Raw genomic sequence first — 24,633 nt, 5'->3', positions numbered from 1 at the left:
ATACCTGAAAACGTAGACCCGGGGAAATTTTGAACCTTTCGATGGGGGTTTCCTTTAAATTGAATGTCAGATTAAGTGACCGCCGGATGCCATTAAAAATTTCTTAGAAATGGGAGGGTGGAAACTTACAGTTTACTTCTCAACTATCTTTGTTTACCATTTGGATAAATCTCTATGCCCGGCACTTATGATTTTGAAGATCTCATTCTAAAACTGTCGACGCCATTTTATATATGTCTGATCGCCCTTGAGATCTTTTTAACATACAAGACACCACATGAGGAACTGGCCAAACGTCCGGCCTATTCTTTGAAGGACACGTTAATGAACGCGGCGCTGATGCTGCTGAACGGCGGTATCGACCTGCTTTTCCGGGCCGCATACGTAAGCGTACTGATCTGGTTCTACAATTTTTCGCCGTTCGAACCGATCGCCGACCCTTATCTGTACTGGCTGGCATTGTTCCTGGCCGAAGACCTGGCATTTTATACGCTGCATTACGTCGACCACCACTGCCGGCTGTTCTGGGCGGTGCACGTGACGCACCATTCGTCGGAGCATTTCAACCTTACTACCGGCTTCCGGTCTTCGGTTTTCCAGCCGCTTTACCGTTTCGTATACTTCATTCCGCTGGCATTGGCCGGTTTCAATCCGGCTGATATTATCGTGATGTATTCCATTACACAGATTTACGGCATTATCGTTCACACCGAATACGTGGGCAAGCTCGGCTGGCTGGAATACATTTTCGTAACGCCGTCACACCATCGTGTACACCATGCGAGCAATGTCCGGTATCTCGACAAAAACATGGGAATGTGCCTCATTATATGGGACCGCATTTTCGGGACTTTCCAGGAAGAACTGCCCGGCGAACCGCCACGCTACGGCCTCACCAAGCCAATGGAGCAGAAAGGTATCGCCCAAACCGTTTTCCACGAGTGGATGGCCATCGGAGAGGATTTCAAGCAGCCGGTGGATTTCAAAACAAAGCTGAAATACCTCTTCAAGGCACCGGGCTGGTCGCCGGACGGGTCGCGGGAAACAAGCAGGGACCTGCAACGGAAGCTGGTAAATAGCACTTCAGCTGTCGGCTATCGGCCGTCGGACGATATAGGAGGTGAAAATTTGCGGCGAAAAGTGGGGAATGGGACTTCGCCAGTCGGCTATCAGCCTTCGGAAAGTGTGGTGGGAGAAAATATAGCAATCGAAAGCCGACAGCCGACGGCCGACAGCCAAAGCACTATTTAAACGCCTGAATCCCCGTAATTTCCGCTCCGAGGATCAGCAAATGAATATCGTGCGTTCCCTCGTAGGTGATCACCGATTCGAGGTTCATCATGTGGCGCATAACGGGGTATTCACCGGTGATGCCCATTGCGCCGAGAATCTGACGCGCTTCGCGGGCGATGTTCAGCGCCATTTCCACATTATTTCTTTTGGCCATTGAAATCTGGACCGTGGTAGCTTTACCGGCGTCCATGAGCTGGCCCAGCCGCCATGCGAGCAGTTGGGCCTTCGTAATTTCCGTCAGCATTTCGGCCAATTTCTTTTGCGTAAGCTGGAATGCCCCTATCGGCCTATCGAACTGAATGCGCTCTGCGGAATACTTGACGGCCGTTTCATAACAATCGATCGCCGCGCCGATAGCACCCCAGGCGATGCCGTAGCGGGCCTTATCGAGACATTGCAATGCCGCTTTCAGTCCTACGGCACCTGGAAGCAGATATGTTTCAGGAATAAATACCTGGTCAAAAACCAGTTCGCCCGTCGCACTCGCGCGTAGCGACCACTTATGGTGGATTTCAGGGGTTGAAAAACCTTCCATCCCACGCTCGACGATCACGCCCTGCACTCTCCCTGCTTCGTTGCGCGCCCATACCACGCCCATGTGTGCAAAAGGGGCATTCGAAATCCACATTTTGGAGCCATTAAGCACATAACCGCCCTCGGTTTTCGTCAAATGTGTTTTCATCCCGCCGGGATTGGAACCGTGGTCGGGTTCGGTAAGCCCGAAACATCCCAACCATTCACCGGTAGCGAGCTTGGGCAGGTATTTCCGTTTTTGTTCTTCCGAACCGAACGCGTAAATCGGCCACATCACCAGAGAGCTTTGCACGGAAACCGTCGACCGCATACCCGAATCGCCCCGCTCGATCTCCTGGCACATGAGCCCGTAGCTGGTGTAGTCCGATCCCCCGCCGCCATATTCGGCCGGAATCGTCGGTCCGAACACGCCCAGTTCACCGAATTTCGGAATTAAATGTTCTGGAAATTCGGCCTTCTGTGCGAATTCCTCGATAACAGGTTTGATTTCCCGATCCGAAAAATCACGAACGGTTTGCTGAATAAGGCGCTGCTCTTCGGTCAGCAGGTCGGATACGTTGAAGAAGTCTGTCGGGGTCATTGAGAATGAAGTCAGGCGTATATGAGCTAGCCTTTGGCCTCCTCGCTCGAATACATCATCAACGGGTGATTGCCCGGCATAACCAAAGGTTGTTTACAATTTCTGAATTAATCCCGGCGCATCAAAATAAATTAAACCCCAAACACCTTCTTCACATAAACCAAATCCTCCTTATGCGCCTGAACGCCGTCCATGGTCTTCGGCGAAGTTTTTTCAAGACATTGTTCCAGAACCAAATGCGGCTTCACGCCCATGCTATCCAGCATTTGCGCCAATTTTGGATAATCGATGTCTCCTTCCGTGAACGTCTCCTGCCAGATCCCGCCTTTCGATTGCCGCAAATGCAGCTCCGCGATGCGTTTGCCATACAGTTTTACAATGTCGAACAATGCCACCTCCGAATTGCCGGAGCCGCGGTAAACCCAATGCACATCCAGGCATAGCGACACATTTTTCGGATCGGTAGCGAGCAGCATGTGGTGGAACTCCCGTGCAGCGGCGCGCAACTCCACGTCGTGCGTATGGTATGCGAGGGCCATGCCACGCTTCCTCAGTTCGGCCCCGAGCTTATCGAGGTTTCCGGCTTGTTCGGTCAGTTGCCCGTCGGTTTTGTTCTTGTCGCTTCCCCATTGAATAGGGTTCGGGTTGGTGACGATGATTTTAGTATCGACAGGTTTCAGCGCTTCCGCGATCGCCAGCACGGATTCGATGGATTTAGACGCTTCCGCCGCTTCATGCAATGAAGTATTGACATAAACCGAGGGCATCGCCAACTGGTATTTTTTGAGTACCGGAAGTAGTTCTGGCACCTCGGCCGCTGTATTGAACGCAGGTTCGTAGGCTTTCAGCCCCGTCGAAGCAAACTCGGCCAGCGAGGCGTCCAAATCCTTGCCCCAGTCCTTGCCATCGCGGGCATAAAAGGTAATCCACGAATACTGGTTGCACGATAATGGGTATGGCCCCGCGTTTTGTTCGGCGCGAGCAGCTTCCGAGAGCACGGCAGCCCCGGCGGATACAGCCAGGGTATTCAGGAATTGACGGCGGCTTTGCGACATGATTTCAGGGTTTTGGATGGTGCTTTGTGGTCGTTTATGCATTAAAGTAGCGCCGGGCGGTTTGCTACCCGGGCGGAGTTGGTGTGGTATGTGGGTTGTCAAGTGTTGTCAGGGATTGTCGGGTGTTGTCAGGAGTCGTTTGGAGTGGCTGGTGAGTGTCGTTGTAGTTAGATTATGAGCGGTGGCCGGCTGGGAAAGGGAGTTCAAAGAAGTGTGTCAAGTTAAAAATATTAACTTTGCGGCATTAAAGGATAAATCCCTTTCCGCATGCAACATACGCTTCAACTTTCCCTGGCGCCGGAAATCGCGCTGGACGAGGACAATTTCCGTCGGTTTGTAATTCAAAAACTTCGCCTGCGCGAAAGCGACGCACCTTTTATCCGCAAAACGCGCCAATCGATTGATGCCCGTAGCCGGCAAGTGAAAATTAATGTGCAAGCCGAAGTTTACGTCGGGGAAACCCCTCCCCCATTGGCAGGCACGCGCATTGTGTACCCGGATGTAAGCAAGCGCCCGCAGGCGTTGATCGTCGGCTGCGGACCGGCCGGAATGTTTGCCGCATTGCGACTCATCGAGCTGGGGATCAAGCCCGTTTTGTTTGAACGGGGAAAAGATGTACGTACGAGACGGCGCGACCTCGCAGCTATTAACAAGGAACACCACGTCAACCCGGAATCCAACTACTGCTTCGGAGAAGGCGGTGCCGGCACTTACTCCGACGGCAAGCTCTATACACGCTCCAACAAACGGGGCGATATTCGCCGGGTGCTGGAAATTTTCGTCGCACACAGCGCCAGCGAACAGATCCTGATCGATACACATCCGCATATCGGTACAAACAAACTACCGGTTGTTGTCTCCGAAATGCGTGAAAGTATTTTGAATGCAGGCGGCGAAATCCATTTCGATACCAAAGTCACCGATCTCGTCATCCGTGACAACCGGATCACCGGCGTCGTGACGAACCATTACGACGAGCATACGGGCCTCGGCGTTATTTTAGCAACCGGGCATTCCGCGCGGGACATTTATGAGATGCTTCATGCAAAAAACGTCCTGATCGAAAGCAAGTCCTTCGCAATGGGCGTTCGGATCGAGCATCCTCAGAATACGATTGACAAAATACAATATCACTGTGAGGTCGATCGCGGCCCGTACCTGCCTGCCGCTTCTTACAGCCTCGTCACTCAAACCCACTACAAAGGCGCGCAACGGGGCGTTTTCTCCTTTTGTATGTGCCCGGGCGGCTTTATCGTGCCAGCCGCTACGGCTTCCGGCGAGGTGGTCGTCAACGGCATGTCACCTTCGCGCAGGGATTCGCCCTATGCCAATTCGGGGATGGTGGTGACGATCGAAGACGCCGATCTTGTCCCTTATAGAGAATTCGGCCCGATGGCCGGTCTGCAACTGCAACGCGAGCTGGAACAAGCCGCCTGCAAACTCGCGGGTGCCACACAAACAGCACCGGCTCAGCTTGCCCTGGACTTTGTGAAAGGTCGTACTTCCGCCCAGTTGCGCGATACTTCGTACCAACCCGGCCTGCAATCGGTCGATTTATACGACGTCCTGCCGGCGCACATCGCCTTCCCGTTGCGCGATGCGTTATCGGATTTCGGCCGGAAAATACGCGGTTACCTCTCCGGCGACGCCCAGCTCATCGGCGTCGAAAGCCGCACTTCCTCGCCGGTACGCATCCCCCGCGAACGCGACACATGTGAGCATCCGGAAATAAAAGGTTTGTTCCCTTGCGGCGAAGGGGCCGGGTATGCGGGAGGCATTATGTCGGCCGCCATGGATGGAGAAAGATGTGCAGAGCAACTGGCGAAGTTGTATGCGAGAGCGCTCGCTTAGGGTATTTACAATCGATTTAAGTAATTGCTATATTTGTGTATATCTATTGTAAACACTTATCACACACTAGTTATGCCTGAAATTTTCCGGATGTTCGGGATGAAGTTTTTCTTTTTACAGTCTTGAACATCTACCTATCCACATTCAAGTCAGAAATGCCGATGGCACTGCGAAGTTTGAAGTAAATCCGGTGAGGTTAGTAGAAAGTCACGGAATCAAACCGAAAGACCCGATGCCCGCCGAGGCGTTGGTTGAACAGCATTCGGAACTGATTGTAAAAAATGGCACGAATTTCATGGTGAATTTTAATATGAAAAAAGCAGAAGCTATGAAGATCCATAGAGTTTGGTTTGACGAAACCAATATATACCTGGTGCTCGACAGCGGTCACATCATCGGTAATCCGCTGGCTTGGTTCAAACGACTGGAAAACGCTACTTCAGAGCAGCTGCTTCGATTTGAACTCGGCCCCTTAGGCGACAGCATTCACTGGGAAGAATTGGACGAATATCTGAGCCTCGAAAGCTTTTTCGACTTCAAAAGAGAGCTCAACTACGCGAAGATTTAGGTTTCGTACATTAACTTAGGCGTAATCTTCCGCCACCTAACTCTTCAATAACCCAGCCGACATGGCCGCACTGGAATCATTTTCCGCATTTACCGAACAGCTAACTCAGAAATTAACATTTCCGCTACCCGGTGAGGCGGCCCACCGGACCATGCAAGCGTCTTCCCGCCTTCGTCTGACTTTCAAGCCCAACCCCAAAACGCGCAAAAGTGCAGTACTGATCCTGTTTTATCCGTATCAGGACGAAATCTATTTTCCGCTGATCCTGCGCCCGGCGTACGATGGCGTGCACAGCGGCCAGGTAGCATTCCCCGGGGGACGTTACGAATTGAGCGACGAAAACCTGATACGCACTGCATTGCGGGAGGCCCAGGAGGAAATAGGTTTGCGATTGACGGATGTCAAAATATTAGGCGCGTTGACCGAACTTTTCATTCCGGCGAGCAACTTTCACGTGTTGCCTGTGGTAGCCGCCATGCCCTACCGCCCCGACTTCTACCCCGACCCCCGCGAGGTGGAAGATATTTTTGAGATCAAATTGGAGGAAATCTCTGATATTAATATTATCGGATCGAGCGATATCCAAGTACGTGGGGAACAGGTACATGCGCCGCATTACATGGTGCAGGGTTATAAAATCTGGGGTGCTACGGCGATGATGATCAGTGAACTGCTGGCTGTGCTGAATGCGCCGGACAACTGAGTTTTATCGCTTAATTTGCTATATTAGCAGTTCATTCAACCTGATTCTTCCGGTAAACTTCACCCTGTTTCTTTCTTTTGATGGAGCCAGTCCCCCAATGAAGACCGGGAAGCGGATGGCTGATAATCTATTTCTGAATACTTAAAACCTGGTTCCTCCTGCATTTATGGACGAAAACGGAGTTGCGCCCGACGTAGAAGATAGCGGATTGCATGATAAACTGCCCATTTCGGGCTTATACGAAAACTGGTTTCTCGATTATGCCTCTTATGTAATTCTGGAACGAGCCGTTCCGGCGGTCGAAGACGGTCTGAAACCCGTTCAGCGCCGCATTATGCACGCGCTCAATGAAATGGACGACGGCCGCTTCAACAAAGTCGCCAACGTGGTCGGCTCTTCCATGCAATACCACCCGCACGGCGACGCGTCTATTTACGATGCCATCGTCAATATCGGGCAAAAGGAGTTACTTTTTGATACCCAGGGCAACTGGGGGGGATATTCGTACGGGCGACGGCGCGGCGGCCGCCCGTTACATCGAGGTCCGGTTGTCGCGCTTCGCAAAAGAGATCGTTTTCAACGACGACACCACCGAATGGCAGCTTTCCTACGACGGCCGCAAACGCGAACCGGTTACTTTGCCCGTAAAATTCCCGCTGCTGCTTTCGCTTGGCGTCGAGGGCATTGCGGTGGGTTTATCCACCAAAATCCTCCCGCATAACTTCTGCGAGCTGATCGAAGCGTCCATCAGCGTGCTGCAAGGCAAGGAGGTCGCTATTTATCCCGACTTTCTGACGGGCGGCCTGATCGATGTTTCCAACTATAACGACGGGCAACGCGGCGGCAAAGTTCGGGTACGTGCCAAAATCGAGGAAGAGGACAAAAAGATGCTCGTCATCCGGGACATTCCTTTCGGCACAACCACTACTTCCCTCATCGAATCGATCATCAAAGCCAACGACGCGGGCAAGATCAAGATCAAGAAAGTGGTCGATAATACCGCTGCTGATGTGGAAATCCAGGTGCATCTGGCGCCCGGCGTTTCGCCGGACATTACCATGGACGCCTTATACGCATTCACGGAATGCGAGGTTTCCATTTCGCCGAATGCCTGTATCATTATAGGCGACAAACCGCATTTCGTCGGCGTGACCGACATTTTGAAATACAACACCCAGCAAACCGTCCATCTTTTACAGCGCGAACTCGAAATCAAGCGGCTCGAATTGCTGGAAAAAATTCTTTACGGCTCGCTGGAAAAGATATTTATCGAAAACCGCATCTACCGCGACATCGAGGAATGCGAAACGTTCGAGGCGGTGATCCGGACGATCGACAAAGGGCTCGAACCGTACAAGGCGCAATTCTACCGCGAGATCAACGACGATGACATTGTCGCCCTGACCGAAATACGCATTAAACGGATCTCGAAATACGACGGTTTCAAAGCCGACGAACTGATGCGCAAATGGGAGCAGGACCTTGCGGAAACCGAAGATAACCTGGCGCATATTACGCGTTTCGCGATCGAGTATTTCAGGGATTTATTGAAAAAGTACGGAAAAGGCAGAGGAAGAAGGACCGAAATCCGCGCATTCAACCAGATCGCCGCAAACATCGTGGCAGCCAACAACCAGAAGCTGTACGTCAACCGGGCGGAAGGCTTTATCGGCTACGGCCTTAAAAAAGACGAATACGTAATGGATTGCTCCGATATCGACGACATCATCGTTTTCCGGGCCGACGGCCGCTGTGTGGTTACCAAAGTGCAGGAAAAGGTATTTGTGGGCAAGGATATTATCTATTGCGCTGTTTTTGTCAAAAACGATGAGCGCAAGGTGTATAATATGGTGTATGTCGATGGCAAAACCGGCGTTTCCTACGCGAAGCGCTTCCAGGTAACCGCCGTCACCCGCGACCGCGAGTACGAGCTCACGCAAGGCACGCCAAAATCGAAAATCACCTATTTCACGGCTAACGATAATGGCGAAGCGGAGATCATTACGGTTAATCTCACCGCCCAGAGCAAGGCGAAGGTGAAGCAGTTCGACTACAACTTCGCCGAGCTGCTGATCAAGAACCGGAGCGCGATGGGTAACATCCTGACCAAATACCCCGTCCGGAAAATTACCCTGAAACAGGCCGGCCGTTCGACGTTAGGGGGCGTGGATATGTGGTTCGATCCGATCATCGGCCGTTTGAACCGCGACGAACGCGGCGAATATCTTGGCAATTTCGGCCCGAGCGACAACATCGTGGTCATTTACAAGGACGGCACATACGAGCTCACCAATTTCGACCTGACAAACCACTACGAGCCGAACGAAGTGCTGCTTGTCAAGAAATTCGACTCCAAACTGCCGATCACCGCGATTTATTTCGATGGAGGCCAAAAACAGCATTTCATTAAACGGTTCAACATAGAGACTTCTTCGCTCGACAAGAAATTCCTCTTTATCAGCGACGCTAAAAACAGCAAGCTGATTATGGCGAGCACAGATATACGTCCGCGGCTGGAAATCGTTTATCCCAAAACGGCCCAGAAAGAGCAAAGCGTGGAGGAATATCTGGTGGAAGACATGGTCGATATCCGTGGCTGGCGCGCACAGGGCAACCGGATTCCGAACGACAAGTTCAAGGATATCCGCTGGCTCGAACCGTTACCAGCACCGGCGGAAGAACCTGCGGAACCGGCCGGCGACGAATTGACTGAAGACGACGATGCGGCGAATGCTTTGACGGAAAATACTGTTAACCAGGTAGGAGACGAAGACGGAAGCGATGCCGCGGCGGGACCGGAAGAAACCGACGATAGCCAGGAACACGACACTAAAAACGAGGCCAAACCAAAGAAGGAAGGCAAGAAAGGCCCGGATTCAAGGAGTCAGCTGGGGCTGTTTGAATAGCCCCTCCCGTTCCGGGCATCAGCCACAGAAGGCCGTAGCGTACACCGGATCGGAATGATTATCGGGAGGTACGCGGCCCGACGGCATACCCAGAAACTGAAATTCACAAGGCAATGCATGCACAGGTGAAAAAGTTGATTAAAATCATATTAGCCTTATTATTTGCCTGCATGGTTTTCATCCTGCTTTGTAATTTCTGGGTAGTTTACTGTACGCGCCAATATTCCTATTTCTCAATCGAAAGCCTGCCGCCCAACGACGTGGCGCTGGTGCTGGGCACGAGCAAGAAATCGGAGAAAGGCACTGAGAACCTCTTTTTCAAATACCGGATGGAAGCAACCGCCCGGCTTTTCAAAGAGGGAAAGATCAAGTATATAATCCTTAGCGGGAACAACGATTCGCAATACTATAACGAACCGCTCGATATGCAGCGCGCGTTGCTGAACCTGGGCATTCCGGAGAACGTAATGACCCTGGATTACGCTGGTTTCCGCACCTTCGACTCGATTATCCGTTGCAAGCAGGTTTTCAACCAGGATAACTTTACCATCATTTCTCAAAATTTCCACAACGCACGGGCACTGTATATTGCTCATAACGAAGGTATAAACGCCATTTCCTTCGCAGCACAGGACGTTCCCGACGGCTACTCGTTCCGCACGCTCGTGCGCGAGTATCTGGCGCGCCCGAAGGCCGTGCTGGACGTCCATATCCTGCGCCCCGCCGCCGATGTGACATCCAATATCCAGATCGGAAAAAATGAGCACGACGAATGACGCCCCGTCCGCACATAGCCGTTGTAGTGCTCCTGGTCATACTCGCCTGCGCTAAGGGCGCCGCGCAAACGGTTCACACGATCAGAGGCCGGGTTACCGACGCCACGACCGGTGATCCGATTCCTTTCGCCAATATTAGTATCCGAGGACAGCCGACAGGCACCACCACCAATTTCGACGGGAATTACCAGCTTACATTCACGCCGCCCGCCAACTCCGTCATCGCCACCTATGTCGGATATACGAGCCTCAGCAAGGCTATTTCACCGGGTATAACCACGCAGGTAATCGACATTCAGCTTTCGCCCGGCACTATGCAGCTGCGCGAAGTTAAAATTATCGCAGGCGAAAACCCGGCTTATGCCGTTCTGCGAAAAATCGTCGCACGGAAAAAAGCAAACAATGCCGGGGAGCTTTCTGCTTATGAATATGAAAGCTACAACAAGGTCCAGATCGATATAGACAACCTTTCGGACGCATTCAGAAAGCGGAAGCCAGTCAGAAAGATGGCCCGTACGCTCGAAAAGTTCGATGAAGTAAGGGGTGAAAACGGTGAAACGATCATTCCGATCTTTATTTCCGAGTCGGTTTCCGAGGTTTTCTACCGCAACAATCCACAGAAAAAGAAGGAGATCATTAAGAAAACGAAAGTTTCGGGCGTAGGATTGACGGACGGCAGCGTGGTGTCGCAACTGATCGGGTCGACCTTCCAGCAATACAATTTTTACAACAATTACCTGAATATCCTCCAAAAGGATTTTGTTTCACCGATTTCCGACAACTGGAAGCTCTATTACGAATATTACCTCGCAGACAGCGCTTTCAATGGCTCGGGCTACGATTATCACATCGATTTCGAGCCCCGCCAAAAGCAGGACCTGGCGTTCACCGGTACGATGTGGGTGGACGGGCAAACTTTTGCATTGACGCAAATAGATGTCACGGTAGACAAGCAGGCTAACCTCAATTACATCGATCGTATTAAAATCCAGCAATCCTACGAGCTGTCGGATGATGAAAAAAACTGGTTGCCACGCAAAACACGGGTGCTGATCGACGTCGACGAGCCGACTCCCCAGGCCGCGGGCATGTTGCTGAAATTTTATTCGGCCCAATCCGGGTACAAACTCAACCAACCGCACGAAATCCGCTTTTACGATACGGCCATCGAACTAAAAGAAGATTACCGCGACCATGATTCGACTTTCTGGATCAAAAGCCGGCCGGAAGGCCTCAGTGCCACGGAAAAGCTGACCTTCGAGCTCATCGATTCCCTGAAAGCATTGCCGGTCGTCAAAACCTACACCGAACTTCTGAACATTTTTGTTAATGGTTATAAAAGGATCGACAAATGGAATATCGACCTCGGCCCTTACCTTTTTTTATACGCTTATAACAAAGTGGAAGGCCACCGTTTCCGCCTTGGTTTCCGGACCGATCCGGGGTTCAGCAAAAAATGGATTTTCAGCGGTTACGGCGCTTATGGCACGCGTGACCATGAGTTCAAATACGGCGGCGGGCTCGATTACATCATCAGCCGCAAGCCGTGGACAATGGCCGGCATCGCCTATTCCAGAGACCTCGAACGACTGGGATTGACCGCCGAAACGATCGGGCCCAGCACTATTTTCGGCGCATTGTCGAGGTTCGGGGCATTTCGCAGGCCGTACTGGCAGCGGGATATTTCGGCCTATTTCAAAAGAGAAGTTGTAAACGGCCTGACCGGCAGCGTGCAATTACGCCACCGCACTTTCGATCCGCTGTTCCGGTTCAGCTACCGCACCGATCCGGCGGCGGGCGACAATTCGCCCGTCAAAAGCGCGTTCGATATTACGGAGATCAATTTTGAAGCGCGACTCGCGCGGAAAGAGACTTTTTTGCTGAACGACAACGAACGCGTCAGCATGGGAAATGGCAACTCGCCTGCATTTACGTTCCGTTACACACATGGCTTCAGGCATTTACTCGGCGGTGATTTCAATTACAATAAATTTTCTTTCAACATCCGGCAAAATTTCCGTGCGGGCGTCCTCGGGCGCACCTATTACAATGCAACTTTCGGTTATATCCCCTCCACACTGCCTTATCCGCTGCTTTACACACCGCTGGGCAACGAGTCGTTCTTTTACGTCGAAAACGCCTACAATCTCATGCGCTACTTCGAGTTCGTCAGCGACCGGTATTTCGCGCTACGCATGGAGCACAATTTCGAAGGGTTTATTTTCAACCGCATTCCGGTCATCCGGAAACTCAAACTGCGCATGCTGGCCACCGGCAGACTGTTTTACGGCAGCATCCGCAATACAAACCGGTTACTGACCACCACTACCGATGAAACGGGAAAAGAAGTACTGTCATTCAGCCAGTTGAATGCAAAACCTTACATTGAGCTGGGATATGGGATCGACAATATTTTCAGGACGGGCCGCATCGATTTTATTCATCGGCTGACCTACCTCGATAACCCCGATGTGACGCCTTTCGCCGTGAAGATTTCTTTCTGGTTCAAATTGTAATCCGGTCAAATGCTTTTGAGATCCTTGGCGGCGTAGGTCAGGTGCACCTCCTGCCCGATTTCCAGATCGGGTTTGTTCCGGTAAAAAGATAATTGTTCCTTACCTTTCAGACAGCGGATTTCCCAATGGTTTCCATGGAAACGCATGGCTTCTACCTTACCTTCCCAGCGGCTTTTCTCCGGGTTTCTCGTCGGCTTTATTTTTTCAGGACGAATATAGAATTGTTTTTTGCCGCTTTCCCCCGCGATCCAGTTGATATCCCCCGTGAGTTCGGCCACGTAGCTGTTAGCGGGATTATCGTAAACGTCCTGCGGGGTCCCTATCTGGATAATTTTGCCGTCGCGCAGTACGGCAATCCTGTCCGACCACGCCAATGCGTCGGCCGCTTCGTGCGTAACGAAAACGCAGCTCATCTTCCCGCGCTTACGCAAGCGCTCGATCGCGTCGGCCAATACCCGGCGGTTATGGTTGTCCAAATGTGCAAACGGTTCGTCGAGCAGCAACACGTCGGGACGCTCGGCAATGGCTTTGGCGATGGCTGTCCGCTGCTTCTCACCACCCGAAAGCAATTTCGCTTTGCGGTCTTTTACATTTTTCAATGCGGTCGTTTCCAGGAGTTCCGCTACCTTTTCGAGGCGGTAATCCGGCTCATAGAAACGCAGCGAGTAGGCGATATTCTCCTCCACCGTCTGGTTGGGGAACAATTCGAACTCCTGATGGATGAGCCTTATGCCCTCGTGCCCGGGCATAAGCTCGCTCGCGACCGGTTTCAGCGGTTGCCCTCTGAAAAAAACATCACCCTGCTCCGCATCCAGGAAGCGCCCCAGAATGCGCAGCAAGGTGCTTTTCCCCGATCCGCTTTCACCCAGGACCCCCAGCCACTCCCCCCGGCGCCAGATCGAGGTCAATGCCGGAAAGGACAGTGTCGGTACCAAACGTTTTAGTGAGGTGCTGCGCGCGCAGGACCGGACGGGACTGCTTCATGTTCAGGCCCAGGTGGTTTTATCTTCGATCGTGCTGTTGCGGCGCGCGGGTACATCGGGCGCATTATGATAGCCCAGGTAATACAATCCGAGGCATTTCTGGTCTTCCGGTAAATCGAGATACTCGGCCAGCTCTTTTAAGACCGCCGGACTGCTCCAATAGGAACCGATGCCGTAGGCGGTAGCCGTAAGCCACATATTCTGCACGGCGCAGGCCACTGCCGCCGTTTCTTCCCATTCGGGAACATCGTTCGGATGAAGCGCCGCATTGATGACGATCACGCAGGCCGATTTCAGGATTTTTTCGCCAGCCGCTTCATAGCGTGCCTGCGAAAACGACTCCGCCGGGGTATTGTTGCGGTAACGCTCCATGAAAAAGCCAGCCAAGTGTTTCAGCTTTTCCTCCCCCCTGAAAACAATGAACCGCCATGGTTCGGTACGCTTGTGGGTGGGCGCATAGTTGGCGTTTTCGAGGATATTTTCGAGGATTTCCTGCGGAATTTCTTTTTGGATATAACTGGGCGGGAAAATGCTCCGGCGGGTGCGGATAATATGGTTGATGACGTCTACGGTCTGTTCCATTACAATTTACTTTTTACTACTCGAATTGGTCAAAAGGCAAAACTAACGATTATACCTAAAATTTACCCCGAACTGGTGCTACTTTGCCGCTAAACCATTATTTTCAGCCTCTTCTTTGGCAAACCCGTAATTTGGCCGCGCAAAAATCAACATCAATCAAACCTGAAATCGCATGCTTGTTACTACTACCCCGAATATCGAAGGTAAAAGAATCGTGAAGTATATCGGACTGGTGAATGGTGAAGCCATCATCGGGGCGAATTTTTTGAAAGACTTCCTCGCGGGTATCCGCGACGTGGTGGGCGGGCGCTCGGGCTCCTATGAGCAGGGCTTGCGCGAGGCCAAAAGCATTGCGATCCGTGAGATGATGGAGCAGGCACAGCGCCTGGGCGCCAATGCGGTAATCGGCGTAGATATCGACCTCGAAACGATCGGCAACGGCAGCTCGATGCTCATGGTAAGCGCCAACGGTACCGCGGTGTGTTATGAATAATGTCGGGCGCGCGATGCACGGCCACGCGAATTAACCGGCAAACCGCACTTGTTAAAATACACCACGGGCGATCTGCGACACGTTGTCGGATTTGCCCATTGTGTAAAAATGCAGCACAGGCACGCCGTATGACATCAGTTCCCTGCTTTGCTGAATACCCCATTCAATGCCTACCTGCCGTACTTCCTTATCGGTAGAGCATTTTTCTACCTCCCTTACCAGGTCGAGCGGAAATTCCAGGTGAAAGATATCGGCCAGGACGGTCAGTTGCTTCTTGGTAGACAGAGGTTTCAGTCCCGGAATGATGGGCACCGTAATGCCCTCGGCACGGCATCGCTCCACAAAGCTGAAATACTTCTGATTGTCGAAGAACATCTGGGTCACGATGTAGTTGGCGCCCAGCTCGATCTTCTTTTTCAACGCTGCGTAATCGGAGTCGAACGACTCTGCATCGAAGTGCTTTTCGGGATAGCCGGCCACGCCGATGCAAAAGTTGGTCGGCGACATTTCGGTTTCCGCATTGAGCAGTATGCCTTTGTTCATATTGGCTACCTGCGTCACCAGCTCCGAGGCATAGGTGTGCCCGCCGGGCTTCGGTCGGAAAACGCCCGCCGACTTCTCAGGATCGCCGCGCAGCACGAGTACATTGTCGATACCAAGGTAATGCAGGTCGATCAGCACATCCTCCGTTTCGTCCCTAGTAAATCCGCCACAGATTACATGCGGCACCGCGTCTACCTTAAAACGCTCCATCAAACGCGCGCAGATACCGACTGTTCCCGGGCGTTTGCGGATGGGGATACGCTCGATGGTACCATCGGGCCCCACGCGGTCGATCAGCTCCTCGCGGTGATAGGTCACATCCACAAACGGCGGCTTGAATTCCATTAAAGGCTCGATGGAATCCAGCAAATCGTTGATATTCTGTCCTTTCAATGGGGGGAATAATCTCGATGGAGAACAGGGTTTTTCCTTCCGCGCGGCGGATGTACTCGGTAACTTTGGTCATTGTAATGCGGTGGTGTGTCGTAAAACATTACAAATGAACACCATTTCATTTTCCGAACCAATCGGGAAAGCACAAAAAAATGGCCTACCGCATTACAGTAGGCCATTCCACGTAAACCCTCCTCTATCAGTGTTCGTCAAAAATGTTAATTGGGTTGCTGACAGGGCGTCAGTCCCAAAGCAACAATTTGCTTGACTGAATACTAATAACTAAAATTCTGTGCCAAATTAGGAAAGAAAGAGATTACGAGCAATTTATATCAAAGTTTTTTTATCGAAATGTAGATTAATTACTACGTTTTTCTCCAAATATCCTGTTCCGGGCCTTCCTGAGTGCCTTTTCATCCCGGTTTTAGCATATATACGGTTACAGTCGGTGTTTACTATTTCAACACTTTTGGGAAACGATTCCCCAAAAAGTTACACATTTTGTAATTACCGCTGAATCGGCCTCGTCATTTCGATATGCTCGATGCCGTCTTCGAGGTAAACCTCGCCCGACTGCCTGAAGTCGAATGATTCGTAGAATTTTTTGAGATACAATTGGGCTCCTATCCGGATCGGGACTTTTCCGTACAGTTCTTCGAGCTTTTGAATCGAGACATTAAGCAACTCGATCCCATAACCTGCTCCCCTTCCATGCGAAGAAACAACGATCCGCCCGATGGCTGGGTATTCATAGGACAGCCCCGGGGGAACGATCCGCGCGAATGCGACCAACTGCCCATCGCGATAGCCCGACAGGTGATGACATTGCTGATCCTTGTTATCCATATCCAGAAAACAGCACCGCTGTTCCAGGACGAACACTTCGCTCCGTAGCCGAAGAATGCCGTAAAGTTCGGAATTGCTGAGCTCGTCGAATGTCTGCAAGCGCCAGTTTAACTGATGATCCATGAAAGTACTCCGTGAAAGAATTTATTTTTACCTGATATTGACCGTTTTTATAAATTTGCGGCACAATTGACAATACCAAGGTACCAACATTAAAATAACCAATAATACATTATAAGTATGGGAAGGGCTTTTGAATACAGAAAGGCACGGATGTTCAAACGGTGGGACAAAATGGCGAAGACCTTCACCCGAATCGGGAAAGAGATCGTCCTCGCGGTGAAGAGCGGCACAGCCGATCCTGCCACCAACTCCAAACTCCGGGTTCTCCTGCAAAACGCCAAGGCAGTGAACATGCCCAAGGAAACTATCGAACGGGCGATCAAACGCGCCACTTCCAAAGATCAGGAAGATTACAAGGAAATGGTATACGAGGGCTACGGCCCCCATGGTATCGCGATCCTCGTTGAAAGCACGACGGATAACCCTACCCGCACTGTAGCGAATGTAAGAAGCTACTTCAATAAGCTGGGCGGCAGCCTGGGTACGACCGGGATGCTGGACTTCCTTTTTGACCGCAAATGTATCTTCAAGATCAAAAATACGGGTAAAGACCTCGAAGAACTGGAATTTGAACTGATCGACGCGGGCGGCGAAGAAGTGTTCCTCGACGAAGAAACCAACCTGATCAACATTTACGGCGAATTCTCCGCTTTCGGAGCATTACAGCATTATTTTGAAGAGAATGGTTACGAGATCGTCGAGGCGGATTTCGAACGCATTCCCAACGACACCAAAACGCTGACGGAGGAACAGGCCGCGGAAGTCGAAAAGCTGATCGAGAAAATCGAGGAAGACGACGACGTACAACGCGTTTACCACAACATGGCCTAATACAGCGCCACGATACGGTGTTGTTTTTTCATGAATTCGAAATACGCGCCCGGCTCTTTGCCCAACAGCGAAGCGCCCACCGGCGAAGAAGATGAGACTGCCAAAACGGTCTCATTTTCTATCTTGACAGCGCCCAAACTTACGGCGATAAAAAACCAGCCGGCCGACGTTTCCAGAAGCGAACCCACAGCGCTCCGAGCCGGTACTTCGGTTTCACCGATCTTTTCGAGGAGCAGCCGCTCCTGCCGCGCCTGCTCGTACTGCCGGGCGTGCATATTCCTGTCGAGTTGCCCCATTGACCGGGAGGTTTCATATTTGTCGCCCATCGAGCTCTTTCCCTGGTCGTTCGCCGATTTCTGTGCCGCTTCCATCGCTTCCCAGGCGACTTGCATACGCTCGTCGAGAAGGGATTTCAAGTGGGCGATCACTGCTGTTTTATTCATTTATCAAAAGTATTGCGCCGGATGTGGCCGTGTTGCCGGAAGGTCGCAAATATAGTGAGGTGCCGCCCAATATCCGTGCTCCGGTGTAGGCGGGCGGGGCACATATCGAGGTTAGCAATTTATTTCAGGAACCGATATTGGAGGCCCGTCGCCCAGGTGCCTTTACCGGCTACGGCCCCACTGGCTTTCAAACCGCTGACGGCGGGGCCTTTACACCCGTTTTACAGCCAAATATCCCAAGACATCCCATGACAGTCCCCGAGAGCTGGCCTTTTCGCAATCACCCGAAAATCGCATTTGAATTTTCGCATTGACCGCTTCCTTGTTATCTTTGCCAAACTTTCTTGAATACAAACAATGACACAGCTTTCGGTCCGGCACTTACTTGGAATCAAAAACCTGAACGAGAACGACATTCAAACTATCCTGGATACGGCGACCCAGTTCAAAGAAGTCATTAACAGGCCCATCAAGAAAGTCCCTTCCCTCCGCGACATTACCATCGCCAATGTATTTTTCGAAAATTCCACCCGGACACGGTTGTCGTTTGAGCTGGCGGAAAAGCGGCTTTCGGCCGATGTGGTCAATTTTTCGGCTTCCGGCAGTTCGGTAAAAAAGGGAGAAACACTGCTGGATACGGTCAATAATATCCTCGCCATGAAAGTGGATATGATCGTGATGCGGCATAGCAGCCCCGGCGCGCCTCATTATTTATCCACGCGCATACCGGCCAATGTCGTAAACGCCGGCGACGGCACGCACGAGCACCCTACCCAAGCATTGCTCGACGCTTTTTCCATGCGTGAAAAACTAGGCGACCTTGCAGGAAAGAAAATCGCGATTATCGGCGACATCACGCATTCGCGTGTGGCGCTATCGAATATATTTTGCCTGCAAAAGCTTGGTGCGGAGGTCATGGTATGTGGCCCCTCCACGCTGATCCCCAAACATCTGGGCGAGCTCGGCGTTAAAATCGGGCATGACGTGCGGGAAGCGTTGCAGTGGTGCGACGTCGCCAATGTGCTGCGTATACAGCTGGAACGGCAGCAGATCAAATACTTCCCGTCTCTTCGTGAATATTCGTTGTATTATGGTATCAACAAGGCGATGCTCGACGAACTGAACAAGGAGATCGTACTCATGCACCCCGGCCCGATCAACCGCGGCGTGGAACTTTCGTCGGATGCGGCCGACTCGAACCATTCCATCATATTGAACCAGGTCGAAAACGGTGTGGCGGTGCGGATGGCGGTACTTTACCTACTCGCACAACAATAAACCTCAACACCTTACTTCCCGACGCTTTTTACCGAGAAGCCCTTTATCCCACACTTTCTGAATGTAGTCGGGCGGGTAAGGTACTTTACAATCGGTATCGCCGACGTTGACATACACTTTTCCTATCCTTTTGCCGGCTTCCATGGCCTTTTCTGCCAACGGCGCGTAATAGCAGCCAACCGCGATCACAAACCCGTTCATTACGTAGCGTACCCGGTTCGGCGCCGAATGTATTTCCTTTTCCACGCGATCGAGCAATCGGTCGATTTCGTCCCGGTCGAGGTGTTCGTCGGGGGTTAAGGCAAGAATACAGCCCCACGTTGCCCAGCCGGCGTCCGCAGTCATTTCGTCGTCCGATTCGATCCATTTCCTTGCCATTTCAAATTTATACGGACTTTCGGCGGCATTCCAGGCCACCGTGTATTCGCTGATCATATACCAGGATGCAGCTTCAACCCACTCGTCGAGCACCTCCGGTGTCATCAACGCGGGCTTCGACATCAGTCCCGCCAGATACATTGCGTCGGAATTTCCGGTTCTGTAGAGCTCCAACGCGAGCTGATGGTCGTTCCTATGCTTTTTCAGGATGGTTTTCATATCCCCCACCTTCACGCCGTAGAGGGGCTCCGCCGCACCGTGTTTCCTGAAAGTTTTAAGCGTTTGCTCATTGCCGAGCCTGGCCAGCTCGTTCATTATATCTTTCAACTGATCCATGCCGGGACGATTTGTTTTACATTCAAAATATACTGTTTTTGAAGAAAATTTTGCTTCTATCCATTCTAAAATACATTCATTATGACATACAACGAGGGAATGCTCCGCGACGGCTCGCTCGACAACAAAACCATAATCGTCACCGGTGGCGGGACTGGGCTCGGCAAGTCAATGGCGGCTTACTTCCTGAGGCTGGGCGCCAATGTGGTTATTTGCAGCAGGAAAACGGAAATCCTGGCGCAAACCGCCGACGAACTAAGCCGGGCTACGGGTGGAAAAATCATTTTCGTACCATGCGACGTGCGAAAAACCGGGGAAATCGAAAATGTGATCGCAAAGGCGGCCGACGCTTTCGGGCAAGTAGACGGGCTGGTCAATAACTCGGCCGGGAATTTCATCAGTCCTACCGAACGGCTTTCCTATAAGGCTGTCGACACGGTCGTCGACATCGTTTTGCGCGGCACCTATTATTTCACGCTGGCTTTGGGTAAATACTGGATCGAGCATAATATCAAAGGTACGGTGCTCAGCATCGCGACGACCTACGCTACTACGGGTTCCGGCTGGGTGGTTCCTTCGGCGATGGCGAAAGCCGGCGTACTTGCCATGACCAGGTCGCTCGCATTCGAATGGGCTCGGCATGGTATCCGGCTAAACGCCCTTGCTCCCGGTCCGTTTCCCACCAAAGGCGCCTGGGACCGGCTGTTTCCCGAAGAACTCGCTGAAAAGTTCTCTTTTGAAAACCGTATTCCGCTCGCACGCACGGGCGAACACCAGGAACTGGCTAATCTGGCGGCCTACCTGCTATCCGATTTTTCTGCCTATATGACCGGCGAAGTTATTACGCTCGACGGCGGCGAGGTATTGGCGGCCGGACAATTCAATTTCCTGAAAGAAGTCTCTGACGATCAATGGGATGCGATCGAGAAACAGATCAAATCCGCGACCCGTGGAAGCAAGAGCTCCGAATAAAAATTTTATTACCGTTTTATTGGGTAATTTTGCCCGTTCCTTCGTTATTTGACAAACGATGAAGACACGTACATGAGAACAAATTTTCGCTTTTGCATCTATATAATGTCTGTTTGGGTGATGGCCGGTTGCGCATCGTCGAACAAGCCCATGAAGCAGATTCCCGAGGCGCAGGTGCGATCTACGGAACAGCAGCAACAGGTGCCCGCGCCGGTCAACGAAGAACTTGCACTGGTTGCCATCCAGAGCAAGTACCTGCTGAAAGACACGACCCAGGCGCAGGTTTTCCTGTATGTGGATGCATTCAAAGGTAAAAACCCGATCAGCGTCGCGGATTTTGTCAAACTTTACAATCTCAATTACGTCATTTACTCGGACTACGGCACCCGCGAGCGCCTGGGTTACGGCAATGTGAAGCTCGATTCCACGAATGTTTCGCGTATGGGCGACAAGATCGTCATTTCGTACGACCTGAAAAGTCCAAATCGTGATTATGGAGTGCTGCTAAGCGAAATCAGTCAGACCGGCACGCTTAAAAAAGTGCTGAACGACCTGACCATCCGGTTCAAAAAACTGGCCGTAAACCAGACGTACGGTGTGTACGTCGGCAATTCAAGCCAGCCCTTGCAAAGACATTATGTAAATACGAACGAGCAGGTAACGATCAAAAAAGCGGTTGGAGGCGCCGATCAGTTGCATGTTTACTACTACAACCACGATTTTGAACCGGCCGGCTCTCCGATGAACATCGCACCTAAGAATGTGAGCAAATCGCTGGAAGTGGACAGCACATTTACCATCAACGCCAACCAGCCATTGCAATTCAGCAAAGAAGGGCTTTATAATATTTTTGCGGATACCACACAATCCGAAGGCCTGGGTATCCTCGTAGTGAATGAACGGTTTCCGAAAATCACCCGTCCGCAACTGTTGCTGGGCCCGCTGCTTTATATGAGCACCAACAACGAGATCAATGAGATAAAAAAAGCGGAGGATTACAAAAAGGCACTGGATAAATACTGGCTGACGCTCATGAACGGAAATGCGCCGCTGGCTCAGCAATCCATCCGTTCATTCTACGGCCGCGTGGAAGAAGCCAACCAGTTGTTCACCACGTATAAAGAAGGCTGGAAAACCGATAAAGGAATGATTTACATCATTTTAGGCCCGCCGGACAAAGTGCAACGCAGCAAAGACCGCGAAGTATGGACCTACGACCACAAAGGCAACGCGCAAAACGTCAATTTTACATTTAACAGAAGAAACAATCAATTCGTGGATGATCATTATGAACTGGTTCGCTATGCCGAATACCAGCCGATTTGGTATCCAGTAGTAGAAGCATGGAGAAACGGAAGTATACGGTAAGAAAACCAGCCCCCAGACCGTCCCAGGCCGACATGGTTTTTGGTACGCAGTCGGTACTCGAAACCCTTCGTTCGGGAAAAGAAATAGAACGATTATTTATCCAGCGGGAGCTCGGGCTCCCGGAAATTGAAAAGCTCGCGAAAGAGCTTGGGGTACCCTATCAACGCGTGCCGGTCGAGAAACTGAACCGCGTAACCCGTAAAAACCACCAGGGTGTTATTGCGTTTGTGTCGCCGATCCAGTACATGCCTTTGCACAATGTGCTCACGCAGGTGTATGAAGATGGTAAGACACCACTCCTGCTCCTGCTGGACCGCGTTACCGACGTTCGTAATTTCGGCGCCATTGCGCGTACAGCCGAATGCGCGGGCGTACAGGCCATTATCGTCCCTACCAAAGGCGGTGCACAGATCAATGCCGACGCGATGAAAACGTCGTCCGGGGCGTTGAATTTCCTGCCAATCTGCCGCGAGCCGAATCTCTATGAGACTCTCACCTATCTGCGGAACAGCGGGTTGCAGATCATCGCCTGTACGGAAAAGACCGACAAATCGCTCTACGACATCGATTTTACCATTCCCACCGTCATTATTATGGGTTCAGAGGAAGATGGTATTTCCAAAGAATTCATCGACCTGGCCGACAGCGGCGCCCGCATTCCACTAGCCGGGCAAGTGGAGTCGCTGAATGTTTCGGTGGCTAGCTCCGTGATTTTGTATGAGGCGGTAAGGCAGAGATTAAAAAACTGATAATAAGACTGTTTTTCAGATAAAATTGCTAAATAGGCGGTTTTCCCGCCTATTTCTGTTTCAAAATAATGGTATCCTAAAACGTGTGGTTTGGGATGCGTTTGAAATGGTGAAACCAAGATAAGTTGCAGAATCGAGCGCTTCTTCCAGCCCATTAATCAGCAGGTTGATTTTATCCAAATAAGGACTGAATGGCTGGTTGATACATTCCTTCGCGCCAACCATATTAGACCTGATCTCCGCATCGAGCTCTTTCCGGTACACCCCGATACCCTTTGCTACCAAATCCACTCTTACTCGTTCCTTCGCGAGTCGTCGGAGGGTTTTTACATCTGTAAGTTCAGTTGTTGATGAAACTTTACAGAGGAACTATTGAGTAAGATTAAAGAGGCGAAAGCTAGGCTACAACTTCGTTCAGCTATCTCTTTCCTGCCGGAAGCTCTTCATAATCCAGCCGCCGCCCACTACATCGTCGCCTTCGTAAAAAACAGCGGCCTGGCCTGGGGCGATGCCGTTCACCCCGTCGTGAAAACGGGCTACGATCTGATCGGGAGCGGTTTGTTCGATAACGGCCGATGTTCCGTCATGCTTGTAGCGTACTTTGGTTACCGTTTCGAGTGGCGTTTCAATGGACGCGTACTTTTGAAGGTTCAGTTTGCTCACGTTCATTCCGTCGCGGAAAAGATCGGGCATGTCTCCCAGAACTACCTCGTTTGTGTCTTTACGAATTTCGGTCACGAAAACAGGACGGCCCAATGCAATACCGAGCCCTTTGCGCTGCCCGACCGTGTAGAACGGGTAACCTTCATGTTTTCCGACGACGGTCCCGTCGGCGTAAATGAAGTTACCACCCGCCACTTCCGCTTCCAGGCCCGGAATGCGTCTTTTCAGGAAGCCGCGGTAGTCGTTATCGGGCACGAAGCAGATTTCATAACTCTCCGATTTGTTTACCAGATCAATAAACCCCCTTTCGCGGGCCATTTCCCGGATTTCGGTTTTATGCAGATAACCTAATGGCAACTTGGTACGGGCCAGACTCTCCTGCGACACGCCCCAAAGCACATAACTCTGGTCTTTCCAGGTATCGATGCCTTTGGAGACGTAGTGGCGGCCATTATTGAATTGCATATTGGCGTAATGACCGGTAGCAATAAACTCGCAGTCGAGCCTGTCGGCACGGCGGAGTAATGCATCCCATTTGATGTGGGTATTGCAAAGCACACACGGATTGGGCGTGCGGCCTTCGAGGTATTCACCGGTGAAGTGGTCGATCACATAATCGCCGAATTCGGCACGGATATCGAGAATATAATGTGGAAAACCGAGTTCAACCGCGATATTGCGCGCGTCGTTGATGGAATCCAGCGAACAACAGCCGGTTTCCTTTTTGGTACCGCCACTGCTGGCGTAATCCCAGGTCTTCATGGTCATACCGATGACCTCATAGCCTTGTTCATGGAGAAGGACAGCTGCGAGCGAGCTGTCGATGCCGCCGCTCATGGCGACAAGAATGCGTCCGTGTTTGCTCATTGT

General features: G+C 51.4%; 21 protein-coding genes and 3 pseudogenes. 14 read left to right on the top strand and 10 right to left on the bottom strand.

Annotated elements, in window-relative coordinates; all coding sequences use genetic code 11:
* Positions 1-174: 174 nt before the first annotated feature.
* Positions 175-1,251 carry a sterol desaturase family protein gene (locus ABV298_RS20320; RefSeq protein ID WP_353717998.1) on the top strand — a complete coding sequence of 359 codons (1,077 nt, stop codon included), beginning with the start codon at positions 175-177 and terminating at the stop codon, positions 1,249-1,251.
* Here ABV298_RS20320 and ABV298_RS20315 read toward each other — a convergent pair.
* Positions 1,244-2,407 carry an acyl-CoA dehydrogenase family protein gene (locus tag ABV298_RS20315; protein ID WP_353717997.1) on the bottom strand — a complete coding sequence of 388 codons (1,164 nt, stop codon included), beginning with the start codon at positions 2,405-2,407 and terminating at the stop codon, positions 1,244-1,246. The genes ABV298_RS20320 and ABV298_RS20315 overlap by 8 nt on opposite strands.
* 131 nt (positions 2,408-2,538) lie before the next feature.
* Positions 2,539-3,462 (bottom strand): sugar phosphate isomerase/epimerase, encoded by a 924-nt coding sequence (locus ABV298_RS20310; RefSeq protein ID WP_353717996.1) that lies wholly within the window; start codon positions 3,460-3,462, stop codon positions 2,539-2,541.
* Between the two features lie 267 nt (positions 3,463-3,729).
* Here ABV298_RS20310 and ABV298_RS20305 point away from each other — a divergent pair, with 267 nt between their 5' ends.
* The 7 genes and pseudogenes from ABV298_RS20305 (at position 3,730) to ABV298_RS20275 (ending at position 12,782) form a co-directional block, all read left to right on the top strand.
* On the top strand, positions 3,730-5,313 hold the full coding sequence (locus tag ABV298_RS20305) for an FAD-dependent protein (RefSeq protein WP_353717995.1): 1,584 nt from the start codon (positions 3,730-3,732) through the stop codon (positions 5,311-5,313).
* Between the two features lie 136 nt (positions 5,314-5,449).
* Positions 5,450-5,536: pseudogene (locus ABV298_RS20300) on the top strand (DUF4160 domain-containing protein); the annotation flags it as partial.
* A 9-nt stretch (positions 5,537-5,545) separates the two neighbouring features.
* A complete protein-coding gene (locus tag ABV298_RS20295) occupies positions 5,546-5,881 on the top strand; it encodes a DUF2442 domain-containing protein (RefSeq protein WP_353717994.1) in 336 nt (111 codons plus the stop codon).
* Between the two features lie 61 nt (positions 5,882-5,942).
* Positions 5,943-6,584, top strand: coding sequence for a CoA pyrophosphatase (locus ABV298_RS20290; protein ID WP_353717993.1), 642 nt, complete (start codon positions 5,943-5,945; stop codon positions 6,582-6,584).
* A gap of 166 nt (positions 6,585-6,750) precedes the next feature.
* Positions 6,751-9,490 (top strand): annotated as a pseudogene (locus ABV298_RS20285) (DNA gyrase/topoisomerase IV subunit A).
* 170 nt (positions 9,491-9,660) lie between these two features.
* A complete protein-coding gene (locus ABV298_RS20280; RefSeq protein ID WP_353717992.1) occupies positions 9,661-10,266 on the top strand; it encodes an ElyC/SanA/YdcF family protein in 606 nt (201 codons plus the stop codon).
* Positions 10,263-12,782, top strand: coding sequence for a DUF5686 family protein (locus tag ABV298_RS20275; protein WP_353717991.1), 2,520 nt, complete (start codon positions 10,263-10,265; stop codon positions 12,780-12,782). Before ABV298_RS20280 ends, ABV298_RS20275 begins: the two co-directional genes overlap by 4 nt.
* Positions 12,783-12,787: 5 nt before the next feature.
* Here ABV298_RS20275 and ABV298_RS20270 read toward each other — a convergent pair whose 3' ends face one another.
* Positions 12,788-13,717, bottom strand: coding sequence for an ABC transporter ATP-binding protein (locus ABV298_RS20270; RefSeq protein ID WP_353717990.1), 930 nt, complete (start codon positions 13,715-13,717; stop codon positions 12,788-12,790).
* 51 nt (positions 13,718-13,768) lie between these two features.
* Positions 13,769-14,347, bottom strand: coding sequence for a nitroreductase (locus tag ABV298_RS20265; RefSeq protein WP_353717989.1), 579 nt, complete (start codon positions 14,345-14,347; stop codon positions 13,769-13,771).
* A 172-nt stretch (positions 14,348-14,519) separates the two neighbouring features.
* On the opposite strand from ABV298_RS20265, the gene ABV298_RS20260 reads away from it, so the two are divergent.
* A complete protein-coding gene (locus ABV298_RS20260; protein WP_353717988.1) occupies positions 14,520-14,840 on the top strand; it encodes a heavy metal-binding domain-containing protein in 321 nt (106 codons plus the stop codon).
* A gap of 51 nt (positions 14,841-14,891) precedes the next feature.
* On the opposite strand, the pseudogene ABV298_RS20255 reads toward ABV298_RS20260, so the two are convergent.
* Together ABV298_RS20255 and ABV298_RS20250 are read right to left on the bottom strand one after the other, a co-directional pair.
* Positions 14,892-15,849 (bottom strand): annotated as a pseudogene (locus ABV298_RS20255) (methylenetetrahydrofolate reductase).
* Positions 15,850-16,283: 434 nt separating this feature from the next.
* Entirely contained in the window at positions 16,284-16,745 is a 462-nt protein-coding gene (locus ABV298_RS20250; RefSeq protein WP_353717987.1) for a GNAT family N-acetyltransferase, read from the bottom strand.
* Between the two features lie 117 nt (positions 16,746-16,862).
* Here ABV298_RS20250 and ABV298_RS20245 point away from each other — a divergent pair, with 117 nt between their 5' ends.
* On the top strand, positions 16,863-17,576 hold the full coding sequence (locus ABV298_RS20245) for a YebC/PmpR family DNA-binding transcriptional regulator (RefSeq protein ID WP_353717986.1): 714 nt from the start codon (positions 16,863-16,865) through the stop codon (positions 17,574-17,576).
* Here ABV298_RS20245 and ABV298_RS20240 read toward each other — a convergent pair.
* Positions 17,573-18,019 carry a transcription elongation factor gene (locus ABV298_RS20240; protein WP_353717985.1) on the bottom strand — a complete coding sequence of 149 codons (447 nt, stop codon included), beginning with the start codon at positions 18,017-18,019 and terminating at the stop codon, positions 17,573-17,575. The two genes, ABV298_RS20245 and ABV298_RS20240, sit on opposite strands and share 4 nt — an antisense overlap.
* Before the next feature lie 357 nt (positions 18,020-18,376).
* Between ABV298_RS20240 and ABV298_RS20235 the strand changes: the two genes are divergently transcribed.
* On the top strand, positions 18,377-19,297 hold the full coding sequence (locus ABV298_RS20235; protein WP_353717984.1) for an aspartate carbamoyltransferase catalytic subunit: 921 nt from the start codon (positions 18,377-18,379) through the stop codon (positions 19,295-19,297).
* A gap of 3 nt (positions 19,298-19,300) precedes the next feature.
* On the opposite strand, the gene ABV298_RS20230 is transcribed toward ABV298_RS20235, so the two are convergent.
* Positions 19,301-20,011, bottom strand: a complete 711-nt coding sequence (locus ABV298_RS20230; RefSeq protein WP_353717983.1) for a DNA alkylation repair protein — start codon at positions 20,009-20,011, stop codon at positions 19,301-19,303.
* 81 nt (positions 20,012-20,092) lie between these two features.
* On the opposite strand from ABV298_RS20230, the gene ABV298_RS20225 reads away from it, so the two are divergent.
* From ABV298_RS20225 to rlmB, 3 genes are all read left to right on the top strand, one after another.
* Positions 20,093-20,983, top strand: coding sequence for an SDR family oxidoreductase (locus tag ABV298_RS20225; protein ID WP_353717982.1), 891 nt, complete (start codon positions 20,093-20,095; stop codon positions 20,981-20,983).
* Positions 20,984-21,133: 150 nt separating this feature from the next.
* Positions 21,134-22,351 carry a GWxTD domain-containing protein gene (locus ABV298_RS20220; RefSeq protein WP_353723220.1) on the top strand — a complete coding sequence of 406 codons (1,218 nt, stop codon included), beginning with the start codon at positions 21,134-21,136 and terminating at the stop codon, positions 22,349-22,351.
* Positions 22,327-23,100 (top strand): 23S rRNA (guanosine(2251)-2'-O)-methyltransferase RlmB, encoded by a 774-nt coding sequence (gene rlmB, locus ABV298_RS20215; protein ID WP_353717981.1) that lies wholly within the window; start codon positions 22,327-22,329, stop codon positions 23,098-23,100. The genes ABV298_RS20220 and rlmB overlap by 25 nt, the downstream gene beginning before the upstream one ends.
* Before the next feature lie 60 nt (positions 23,101-23,160).
* Here the strand turns inward: rlmB and ABV298_RS20210 are convergent, their stop codons facing one another.
* Together ABV298_RS20210 and mnmA are read right to left on the bottom strand one after the other, a co-directional pair.
* Positions 23,161-23,391: a hypothetical protein gene (locus tag ABV298_RS20210; RefSeq protein WP_353717980.1), complete on the bottom strand. Its 231-nt coding sequence runs from the start codon at positions 23,389-23,391 to the stop codon at positions 23,161-23,163.
* Between the two features lie 123 nt (positions 23,392-23,514).
* A complete protein-coding gene (mnmA, locus tag ABV298_RS20205) occupies positions 23,515-24,630 on the bottom strand; it encodes a tRNA 2-thiouridine(34) synthase MnmA (RefSeq protein WP_353717979.1) in 1,116 nt (371 codons plus the stop codon).
* Positions 24,631-24,633 lie beyond the last annotated feature (3 nt).

Source organism: Dyadobacter sp. 676, assembly GCF_040448675.1.
GTDB lineage: Bacteria > Bacteroidota > Bacteroidia > Cytophagales > Spirosomataceae > Dyadobacter.
The sequence above is the reverse complement of the archived record's forward strand: the minus strand, read 5'-3'. Positions and strand labels throughout refer to the sequence as shown.

Bases quoted from the DNA above. Each gene is read 5' to 3' on its own strand.
- ABV298_RS20320 (WP_353717998.1), top strand. From the start codon at position 175: ATGCCCGGCACTTATGATTTTGAAGATCTCATTCTAAAACTGTCGACG.
- ABV298_RS20315 (WP_353717997.1), bottom strand. From the start codon at position 2,407: ATGACCCCGACAGACTTCTTCAACGTATCCGACCTGCTGACCGAAGAG.
- ABV298_RS20310 (WP_353717996.1), bottom strand. From the start codon at position 3,462: ATGTCGCAAAGCCGCCGTCAATTCCTGAATACCCTGGCTGTATCCGCC.
- ABV298_RS20305 (WP_353717995.1), top strand. From the start codon at position 3,730: ATGCAACATACGCTTCAACTTTCCCTGGCGCCGGAAATCGCGCTGGAC.
- ABV298_RS20295 (WP_353717994.1), top strand. From the start codon at position 5,546: ATGCCCGCCGAGGCGTTGGTTGAACAGCATTCGGAACTGATTGTAAAA.
- ABV298_RS20290 (WP_353717993.1), top strand. From the start codon at position 5,943: ATGGCCGCACTGGAATCATTTTCCGCATTTACCGAACAGCTAACTCAG.
- ABV298_RS20280 (WP_353717992.1), top strand. From the start codon at position 9,661: ATGGTTTTCATCCTGCTTTGTAATTTCTGGGTAGTTTACTGTACGCGC.
- ABV298_RS20275 (WP_353717991.1), top strand. From the start codon at position 10,263: ATGACGCCCCGTCCGCACATAGCCGTTGTAGTGCTCCTGGTCATACTC.
- ABV298_RS20265 (WP_353717989.1), bottom strand. From the start codon at position 14,347: ATGGAACAGACCGTAGACGTCATCAACCATATTATCCGCACCCGCCGG.
- ABV298_RS20260 (WP_353717988.1), top strand. From the start codon at position 14,520: ATGCTTGTTACTACTACCCCGAATATCGAAGGTAAAAGAATCGTGAAG.
- ABV298_RS20250 (WP_353717987.1), bottom strand. From the start codon at position 16,745: ATGGATCATCAGTTAAACTGGCGCTTGCAGACATTCGACGAGCTCAGC.
- ABV298_RS20245 (WP_353717986.1), top strand. From the start codon at position 16,863: ATGGGAAGGGCTTTTGAATACAGAAAGGCACGGATGTTCAAACGGTGG.
- ABV298_RS20240 (WP_353717985.1), bottom strand. From the start codon at position 18,019: ATGAATAAAACAGCAGTGATCGCCCACTTGAAATCCCTTCTCGACGAG.
- ABV298_RS20235 (WP_353717984.1), top strand. From the start codon at position 18,377: ATGACACAGCTTTCGGTCCGGCACTTACTTGGAATCAAAAACCTGAAC.
- ABV298_RS20230 (WP_353717983.1), bottom strand. From the start codon at position 20,011: ATGGATCAGTTGAAAGATATAATGAACGAGCTGGCCAGGCTCGGCAAT.
- ABV298_RS20225 (WP_353717982.1), top strand. From the start codon at position 20,093: ATGACATACAACGAGGGAATGCTCCGCGACGGCTCGCTCGACAACAAA.
- ABV298_RS20220 (WP_353723220.1), top strand. From the start codon at position 21,134: ATGAAGCAGATTCCCGAGGCGCAGGTGCGATCTACGGAACAGCAGCAA.
- rlmB (WP_353717981.1), top strand. From the start codon at position 22,327: ATGGAGAAACGGAAGTATACGGTAAGAAAACCAGCCCCCAGACCGTCC.
- mnmA (WP_353717979.1), bottom strand. From the start codon at position 24,630: ATGAGCAAACACGGACGCATTCTTGTCGCCATGAGCGGCGGCATCGAC.